The organism is Nonomuraea sp. NPDC003709 (assembly GCF_040610775.1).
GTDB classification, from domain to species: domain Bacteria; phylum Actinomycetota; class Actinomycetes; order Streptosporangiales; family Streptosporangiaceae; genus Nonomuraea; species Nonomuraea angiospora_A.
Window position 1 is genome coordinate 22,858 of the sequence record NZ_JBEXMW010000056.1, and the last position, 8,559, is coordinate 31,416.

An 8,559-nucleotide genomic window follows, 5' to 3' on the forward strand; every position below is an offset into this window, starting at 1 on the left:
GAACCTTCGTGTCGACCTATTTGTCCCTCCTCAAGAACAGGCGTGACTTCCGCAGCCTCTGGCTCGGCGCGTCCGTCTCGGTGGTGGGCGACAGCATGACGTTCGTGGCCCTGTCCTGGCTGGTCCTGGCGCAGCCCGGCGGAACGGCGAAACTGGGCTTCCTGGCCGTCTGTTACACCGCTCCCGTCGTGGTCGGCGGCCTGGTCGCGGGGCCGTTGCTCGATCGGTTCGACAAGCGGGCAGCGCTGATCGCCGACAGCGTGCTGCGCGGTGTCGCCGTCGGATCCATCCCCTTCGCGGCAGCGGTCGCGACCGTGCCGGCCTGGCTCCCCTTCCTCGTCGCCGCCCTCTACGGCCTGCTGAAGATGGTCCCCATGGCGGCGGTCCCGGCCGCCATCCCCGACCTGGTCGCCCCGCGAGAACGCGACGCCGCCAACGCGCTCGAATCCGTGAGCTACTCCCTGTCCGGCATCATCGGCTTCACCCTGGCCGCCCCGCTCCTGAGCACCCTCGGCCCGGCGAACCTCCTGGCCCTGGACGCCGCCACCTACGCCTGCTTCGCCGTGGCCGTGGCCCTGGTCCGCCGCCCCCTGCGGCCGCACGCGAAGCCGGCGCCCCAGGCCGAACGCGTGACGGTCTTCCGCGACAGGGTCCTCGTCGGCACCACGCTCGCCTTCATGGCCTTCAACATCGCCGAAGGCGCGATGACCATGGTGGTCGCCCCGTGGCTGGCCAAGGAGCAGCTTCCGGGCGACGGCGCCGCCCTCTCGCTCCTCATGGCCGCCCTGTCGGCCGGTGAGCTCGTGGGCGGGTTCGTGGCCGGGGCCTGGCGGCCGCGGATCGACAGGCTGGTCGCGATCGCCGTGGTGGAGCTGGTGGCGGCGGCAGGGTTCCTGGCGGCGCTGGGGTCGCCCGACTGGATCCCGGTGGCCGCGGGCTTCCTGGTCATCGGCATGTTCAGCGCCCCCATGACCGTCTGGGCGCAGTCGCTGCGCATGGAGCGCATCCCGCCGTCCCAGCGCGGCCGGGTCTTCAGTGTCTTCCGCACGATGATGCAGGCGACCCCGCCCGTCGGGGCCGCCGTGGTCACCCCGCTGCTGGTGGCGGGCAACCTGGCGGGGGCGGTGATCCTGATGAGCGCTCTGGCGGCCCTTCCCGCCTTCGCCCTGCTGTTCGTCCGCGAGGGCCGCCGGTTGTGGATAACTGGATCCTCCTGTGGATAACCAGGCCCGTACAGGCCCTCACCAGGGGCGGCGGAAGCACCTGTCCCGAACGCTCCGGAAGGGCCGGAATGCTGGAGAATCAGGGCTTGGCGTCGCCATACCACAGCCCGCGACCACCTCCGGCCGACTGTCCACCGGCCTGGGCACACACCTGTGGATGAACTCCCTCAGCCGAGCCGGTTCGCGATGCTCCTGGCCACCTCGGCGGGCGGCTGCTCGGTCGTGTCGACGACCTGGCTTTCGCGGCTGAGCCAGGGGAAGGCGTCCGCGTACGCCGGCAGGTGCTCCAGCCGCCATTTCCGGGCCGACACGTCGTCGGCGGCCTCGATCCGGCGGGTCAGGGTCTCCTGGTCGGTGTGGAGCACGAAGTGGTGCACGGGGATGCCGGCCTCCCGCAGGCCGGCGCTGATCTCCCGCCAGTACTCCTCGACCAGGACGGTCTGCGGCATCACGAGCGCCCCGCCCACGTAGTCGAGCAGCCGCGCCGCAGTCTCCACGACGAGGCCCCGCCATGGTGTCCAGTGCTGGAAGTCACCGACGCTCGGGAGGTCGGAGACGGTCCGCAGCATGAAGCCGACCTGCTCGGGATCGAAACAGCGAGCACCGGGAACGAGCGGGATGAGCTCCCTCGCGGTGCTCGTCTTACCCGCGCCGAACGTCCCGTTCAGCCATACGATCATGGATCACCAGGTCCAGTAGGAGCGCGCTTCCGACTTCCAATCCTTCGGGAAATACTGCTGGATCTTGAACGCCATGCCAAGGCCACGGGCGATGTACTGGTCGCGGTCCAGCTTCCTGGTGATCGGCTTGCCCGGGGCATCCTTGTTGTCCCACCAGGATTCCCACTGCTTGATGCAGGTCTTCCCGCTCAGGTACTGGTTCGAGCAGGGCGCGGGCGGCGACCAGATCTGGGTGTGGCCGAAGTCGATGACCTTCCCCGACGACTTCTCGGTGATGGTCCCCCACGCCTTGAGGCAGTACCCCTGCGAGGGAATGTCCCACTTCACGTAGTGCTGCGGGCCCGACGTGGCGAACGTACGCAGGTCGCCGCACTTGGCGTCGCCGATCTGCTCCTTGGTCACCCTGACGGTGTAGTACGTGCCGTTCCCCCGCCACCCGTCCAGCGTCAGCCAGTCGCCGTCACGCACGAACTTCTCCGCGTAGTCCGGCGGCCACTTCTTCGGGTCGCCCCAGCTGATCTCCGAGGTCGTCGAAGACAGGGGCTTCCAGGTCCACTGCCCGGCCGCCTGCCCGTCGGACCAGTACTGTCCGGCGCTGCGGTCGGCGAACCGGGAGTACTCCCCATAGTTCTCCCCCGCCCGAGCCGGGCCGGCCACCCCCGCGAGCACCGTGATCATCGCCGCGCCGGCGGCCAGCCACGGCCGCGTTCCCATCTTCTGGATCTTCACCGGCAGCACGGTACAGAGCCCCGCGGCGCGCGACGGCTCACATCAAGAAACTTCGAAACGCCCCTCCGAGGCCGGGCGCAGGAGGAACGCGGTGCTCTCGTGCTCGGGAACCTCCACCTCGAGCCCGGTGCCGGCCAGCGCCTGCGCGATCAGGTCGCGATCGCCGGTCCACTGCAGGACGAGCTCGTCCACCAGATCGCCGTACGCGTCGAAGCTCGCCGTGTGCGACTGCGTCGTCCAGAAGACGGCCCTGGGCGGCTGCCCGGCAGCGGAGGCCGCCTCGTGGACCTGCTGCCAGGCGCCGGAGGCGGTCGGCCAGAGGTCGGGCTCGGCGAGGTAGCCGTGCGCGGCCAGCCGGTCGAAGGCCGCCGAGATCCGGCACAGGTCGGACGACCGGTCGGCGGCCAGGCAGGTCACGACCCCTTCCTCCGGCTTGTTCAGGCCGTGGACCGAGGCGATGAGCGAGTCCATCAGGGCGTCGCTGTGCTTGGCCAGCTCGTCGTCGTCCATCTCCAGCAGCGCGTCGTAGTCGTCTTCCTGACCCGCCTGTCCGGGAACGGAGACCACGAGACCCTCACGGGCGAACGCCGCCTGGATGTTGGAGGGCAGCCCGCCCCGCCACGCGAGCGGCACGTCGTCGGCCAGCGTCCCGTCCGGGGTGAAGTGGTCGGCGCACGGGCTCAGCAGGCCGCTGGTCGCGGTGTCGGACGCGAAGCGCTCGGCGTCGACGATCTGCCAGCCCTCGTGCTCCAACCGGCTGAGCGCCCGGTCGAAGCCCTCGCGCTGCGTGCCGCGCGGCGCGACGGCCTCCTCGAACTCGATCAGCTTGGACACGGTGTCGGAGACCTCGGCGCGGCGCTGTTCGAGGAACGCGCGGGTCTCGGAGATGAGGTTCCGGCTCATCAGGGTGTCCATCACCATCGACCACCAGGCCTCGGCCTCGCCGAAGGCGTCCGGGTCCAGCTCCTTGAGGGAGAGCCACAGCTTCTCCGTGTAGTCCTTGCCGGCCTCCGGGGACTCGCCGTTCAACGCCTGCTGGCGCAGCCTGAGCCGGTAGAGGAACTCGACGAAGTTCGCGAGAGAGCTGTTGATCTTCTCCGCCTGCGGCGTCTCGTCCATCGAGAGCAGGCCGACGACGCCGCTGCGGATGTCGAGGAAGTAGCGCATGCCCGTGTCTCCCGACGTGCCGCCGAGCGTGAGGACGTTGAGGTCCCCGCCCGGCGTCCTGAACACGACGAGGGAGCCCACCCGCGGTTCGTCGGCGATGAAGGTGGTGAACGCCTGGTCCGCGCGCACCGGCAGCCCGACCTCGGACAGGATCCGGACGTCCTCCTCCGAGAGCCCCTTCTCGCGGCACTGCTCGACGTCCATCAGCAGCAGGCCCTCGTCACCGAAAGCCTCGACCATCTCTTCGTGCGTGACCACGATTCAACACCCCGACGTCAGACCTTTGAGATCAAGTTCCCCCAAGGGTAGGGGATCTTTACGGATCAGACGGTACGTTCCCAGCGGACCTCCCCCTCGTGCCACCGGTCGGTGGCACGCAGGCCGGCCGCCGTGGCGACGGCGGCCGAGGCGGCGTGATCGGGGTGAATGTGCGCCACGATCGTGTCGATCCCATCCCGTACGAGCTGGTCGACCAGGGCCCGGGCGGACGCGGTGGCCAGACCGCGGCCCTGCCAGGGTGTGCCGATCACCCAGGCGATCTCGGCGGTCCGGCCGTCGATCGTGGCCTGCACGTACCCGACCAGCCGTTCTTCCTTCCGCGACCGGATCACCCAGTTGCGCCAGCCGGGCGGCCCGGCGACCAGCCGCTCGTAGCGGGCGCGCAGCTCCGGCGCGGTGAGCGGGGCGCCGCCGGTGAACGTGTGCAGGTCCGGGTCCGACAGCACGATGGCCATCTCGTCGGCGTGCTCCGGGCGCAACGGGATCAGGGCGAGCAGGGGCGCCTCAATGGGACTGGTCACCGGCTCATTCTGCCCCTTCGGTGCGGTTACGCAGCCGGGGCAGGGCCTGGACAAGGGCGACGACCGCCACGTCCAGCGCGATGAGGAGGAGCAGGCCCATGGCGAAGGCATGCGGGTAGCCGCCCAGAGCGCCGTAGAAGACCACGCCGACCACGGCCACGCCGATCGCGCCGCCCGCCTGCTGCGCGGTGCTCAGCACGCCGGAGGCGGCGGCCGCGTGCCTGGGGTCCACGCCGTTCAGGACGAGTGCGGGCAGCGGGGCCATGACCAGCCCCATTCCGGCGCCGGCGACCACGAGCCCGGGGATGATCCAGGCGATGGGACCGTGCTCGCCCAGGGCTGTGGCGGTCAGGGCGAGGAGGCCGTACCCGAGGGCCATGGTCAGCGCCCCGAGCGCGACGACCTGGCGGCCGAGCCTGGCCGCGAGCCGGACGGCCCGCGTCGAGGACGCGAAGTAGCCGAGGCCCAGCGGAAGGAAGATGAGCCCCGATCCCAGCGCGTCCAGTTCGCGGCCCTGCTGGAGGTAGAGCGCCAGGATCAGGAAGAACGAGCCCATCGTCATCGAGTGCAGCAGGCTGACCACGGTGCCCGCGGAGAACGAGCGGTGCCGGAACAGCCCGGGGTCCACCAGCGGGGCGGCGACCCGCCGCTGGTGCAGCGCGAACGAGGCCAGCAGGGCGACCGCCGCCGCCAGGCACAGCCAGGTCCACGCGGGCCAGCCCTGCTCGCGGCCCTGAACGAGGGGATAGACGATGGCGACCAGGCCGAGCGAGACGAGCGCCGTACCGGCCAGGTCCAGCTTCGGGCCGCCCGGAAGGCGGGATTCGGGCACCAGGCGCGGGACCAGGGCGATGGCGAGCGCGCCAACCGGCACGTTGATCAGGAAGATGGTGCGCCAGCCCAGCCCGGCCAGGTCCGCGTTGATCAGCACGCCGCCGATGAGCTGCCCGAACACGCCGCCGAAGCCCATCGTGACGCCGTAGGCGTTGAACGCCTTGGCCCGGTGCTCACCGGTGAAGGTGGTGTTGATGATGGCCAGGACCTGCGGCATCAGCAGCGCCGCGCCGAGGCCCTGGCCGATCCTGGCGCCGATCAGGATCCCGGCCGTGGGCGCCGCCCCGCAGAGCGCCGACGCCACCGTGAAGACGGCCAGGCCGACGGCGAACATCCGGCGCCGCCCGTACAGGTCCCCCAGCCGGCCGGCGGTGATCAGCCCGGCGGCCAGCGCGACGCCGAACCCCGCCACCACGAACTGGATCTGCGAAGGCGTGGCGTGCAGGTCCCGCTGGATGGCGGGGATCGCCACGTTGACGATGAAGAAGTCGAGGGTGGTAATGAAGAGGCCGGACAGGAGGACCAGCAAAGTCCCCTGGCCGGGGTCCGCCGTCCGGGGGACGGCGGACTCGGGTGCCTTGACGGCGGTCATGTCGCTCTCCTGGTGTGGTGGCCGCTTGCGAGATAGACAATGCCGCCGGCACCTGTACCGTGGCGATTACGTGGGAGGTCATGGAAAAGGCGAAACGCCCGCCGGTCAGCGGACTCTTTCTCCGTACACGTTCTCGACCCTCATCGTCATGAGCACCCTGCGGTCGGACACCATCACCGACCGGTACTCCTCCCAGTCCGGATGCTCCCCCGCGGCGCGGCGGTAGTAGTCCACCAGCGCCTCGACCTCGGGGCCGTGGGGGTCGGAGCCCGGCCCCGTGAGCGTCACCGTGCCCTCGGCGGTGGCCCATGACCAGCCGTCGGGGCTGGTGACCTCCAGCGCGGCCCGCGGGTCCCGGCGCAGGTTCGCCGTCTTGGCCCGCCCCTCGGTCATCGAGACGTAGACGACCTCGGCCCTCCGGTCGTAGAAGGGCATGACCGGGGAGAGCTGCGGGCGGCCGTCCGACTTGATCGTCGCGAGGACGCCCAGCCGGCTTTCCGCGAGCAGCGTGCGCGGGTCGAACGGTGTGGCGGTCATGACGGCTTGCGGAACTGCTCGACCATCGCGGCGTAGCCGTCGCCGCCGCGCCCGTCGGCCACGGCCCGGTCGGTCAGGGCCTTGATGAACCTCGGAAGCTCGGCACTGACGCCGAGGGACTCGCTTTCGTGGATGAGGTGGTCCATCGCGGCCAGGTGGGTGTCGATGGTGGAGTCCAGGGCCGGGTACGCGCCCGTGTCGACCTGCTCCGCGTAGTCCGCCAGCCAGCCGTTCACGATCTCGATCCCCTTGCCGGCGAGCGGGGCGTACGCGCCGGCTCGCACCCCCGCCGCGCCGAGCAGGGCGGCGCCCTGCAGGAACCCGTTCAGGATGTTCCACATCAGGCTCAGCACGGCCATCTCGTGCAGCGCCGACAGGGTGTGGTCGTCTCCGAGGTACGTCGTTCCCGAACCGAGGCTCCTCAGGGTGGGTTCGTACAGCTCGAAGGCCGACCGCGGCCCGCTGTAGGTGATGACGGCGTCCGCCCCGATCTCCGCGGGGACGGCCATGATCGCGCCGTCGAGGTAGGCGCCGCCCTGCCGCGCCGCCCACTCGGCGGTCTCACGGGCGCCCTGCGACGTACCCGAACCCAGATTGACCAGGACCCGGCCGTCGAGAACCGCGCCCAGCGGGTCGAGCAGCCCGTGCACGGCGTCGTAGTCCGTGACGCAGACGACCACGAGCGGCCCGGCCGCGACGGCCTCGCCGACCGAGCCCGCGAGCTTCGCGCCCTGGGCCACCAGCTGGTCGGCCTTGGCCGCCGTACGGTTCCACACGGTCGTGGGGTGCCCCGCGCGCAGGAACGCTCCGGCCAGCGCCTGGCCCATCAGCCCCAGGCCGATGACCGTCACGGGAGTGTGGTTGGCGTTGTTGGTGCTCATGGCAGAATCCTCAACGTTCATACCGATATGAAGGTCAAGGGGGAACGGGCGTGCTGATCGGGGAGTTGAGCCGGCAGACCGGAGTCCACACGCATCAGCTGCGTTACTACGAGGCCCAGGGCCTGCTCGAACCCGAGCGCGGCACCAACGGCTACCGCGAGTACGGCGACGACGCCGTCCTGACCGTGACCCAGATCCGCAGGCTGCTCGAAGCCGGGCTGTCGACCCAGGAGATCGCGTACCTGCTCCCCTGCGCCACCGGCGCGGCCCCCGACCTGGAGCCCTGCCCCGAGCTCCTGGACACCTTGCGGGCCCGCCTGCACGGCCTGGACGAGCACATCGACACACTCGCCCGCTCCCGCCAGTCCCTCCGCGACTACATCGACGCCACGGAGCGACGCGTTGTGGAGAGCGGGTCACATGCTTGAGTCCTTAGAGACAGTCACGCACTACATGGCGCTGATCGCTCTCACGACGTGTGCTTTTCCGTTCTTGCTCGGCATCTTCACACTGATCAACCGAGGGCTCCCGCGCTGGGTTCCGGCAGGTAAATGGGCTTATTGGAAGCCGTTCTCCTGGGCGCAGATCTTCATGTCCGCCTCGCTGACGACGATGCTGCTTCCCCTGGTTCTGGACGTCGATCCGCTGTTGAGACTCATCTTGATGGTTCCCACCGTCTGCTTCCTCGTCGCCTCAACGGTTTTCTACGTCATGGCTTTCCGGTCGCCCGGCCCCAAGTAGCCGGTTTGCGTTCGAGCGCGCTCGAAGCCGTAGCGTCGCCGGCATGACGACAAAGACCTGGATCATCACCGGCGCGTCCCGGGGTTTCGGACGCGCGCTGGCCGAGGCGGCGCTCGCGGCGGGTGACCGCGTGGTGGCGGCGGTGCGCCGGCCCGAGAGCGTGGCCGACCTGGCGGACGCCTACCCCGACAGCTGCCTGATCGCGAAGTTCGACGCCCGGGATGCCACCGCCGCCGGCGAGCTCGTGCGTGCCGCCCTTGTCCGTTTCGGACAGCTCGACGTGCTGGTCAACAACGCGGGCCGGGCCGTGGTGGGCGCGGTCGAGGAGGTCGGCGACGCGCAGTTGCGTGAGCTGATGGAGCTGCACCTGTTCGG

General features: G+C 70.2%; 11 protein-coding genes. 4 read left to right on the forward strand and 7 right to left on the reverse strand.

Features of this window, described 5'->3' with window-relative positions:
* Positions 1–8 precede the first annotated feature (8 nt).
* A complete protein-coding gene (locus ABZX61_RS64330; RefSeq protein ID WP_355212798.1) occupies positions 9–1,223 on the forward strand; it encodes an MFS transporter in 1,215 nt (404 codons plus the stop codon).
* A gap of 167 nt (positions 1,224–1,390) precedes the next feature.
* On the opposite strand, the gene ABZX61_RS64335 is transcribed toward ABZX61_RS64330, so the two are convergent.
* From ABZX61_RS64335 to ABZX61_RS64365, 7 genes are all read right to left on the reverse strand, one after another.
* Positions 1,391–1,903, reverse strand: a complete 513-nt coding sequence (locus ABZX61_RS64335; protein ID WP_355212800.1) for an ATP-binding protein — start codon at positions 1,901–1,903, stop codon at positions 1,391–1,393.
* Between the two features lie 3 nt (positions 1,904–1,906).
* Complete coding sequence (locus ABZX61_RS64340) at positions 1,907–2,632, reverse strand: hypothetical protein (protein ID WP_355212801.1); 726 nt, start codon at positions 2,630–2,632, stop codon at positions 1,907–1,909.
* 42 nt (positions 2,633–2,674) lie between these two features.
* On the reverse strand, positions 2,675–4,057 hold the full coding sequence (locus ABZX61_RS64345) for an SUKH-4 family immunity protein (protein WP_355212802.1): 1,383 nt from the start codon (positions 4,055–4,057) through the stop codon (positions 2,675–2,677).
* Between the two features lie 65 nt (positions 4,058–4,122).
* Positions 4,123–4,599: a GNAT family N-acetyltransferase gene (locus tag ABZX61_RS64350; protein WP_355212804.1), complete on the reverse strand. Its 477-nt coding sequence runs from the start codon at positions 4,597–4,599 to the stop codon at positions 4,123–4,125.
* Positions 4,600–4,603: 4 nt separating this feature from the next.
* Positions 4,604–6,025, reverse strand: coding sequence for an MFS transporter (locus ABZX61_RS64355; protein ID WP_355212806.1), 1,422 nt, complete (start codon positions 6,023–6,025; stop codon positions 4,604–4,606).
* A 105-nt stretch (positions 6,026–6,130) separates the two neighbouring features.
* The gene (locus ABZX61_RS64360) at positions 6,131–6,562 is read right to left on the reverse strand and encodes a PPOX class F420-dependent oxidoreductase (protein ID WP_355212807.1); all 432 of its coding nucleotides are present in this window, start codon (positions 6,560–6,562) and stop codon (positions 6,131–6,133) included.
* Positions 6,559–7,443, reverse strand: a complete 885-nt coding sequence (locus ABZX61_RS64365; protein WP_355212809.1) for an NAD(P)-binding domain-containing protein — start codon at positions 7,441–7,443, stop codon at positions 6,559–6,561. Before ABZX61_RS64365 ends, ABZX61_RS64360 begins: the two co-directional genes overlap by 4 nt.
* 50 nt (positions 7,444–7,493) lie before the next feature.
* On the opposite strand from ABZX61_RS64365, the gene ABZX61_RS64370 reads away from it, so the two are divergent.
* The 3 genes from ABZX61_RS64370 to ABZX61_RS64380 all read left to right on the forward strand — a co-directional run.
* Complete coding sequence (locus ABZX61_RS64370) at positions 7,494–7,871, forward strand: MerR family transcriptional regulator (RefSeq protein WP_350742754.1); 378 nt, start codon at positions 7,494–7,496, stop codon at positions 7,869–7,871.
* A 25-nt stretch (positions 7,872–7,896) separates the two neighbouring features.
* Positions 7,897–8,184 carry a hypothetical protein gene (locus ABZX61_RS64375; RefSeq protein ID WP_355212811.1) on the forward strand — a complete coding sequence of 96 codons (288 nt, stop codon included), beginning with the start codon at positions 7,897–7,899 and terminating at the stop codon, positions 8,182–8,184.
* Positions 8,185–8,227: 43 nt separating this feature from the next.
* The coding region (locus tag ABZX61_RS64380) for an SDR family NAD(P)-dependent oxidoreductase (protein ID WP_355212813.1) at positions 8,228–8,559 on the forward strand (332 nt) is incomplete at its 3' end.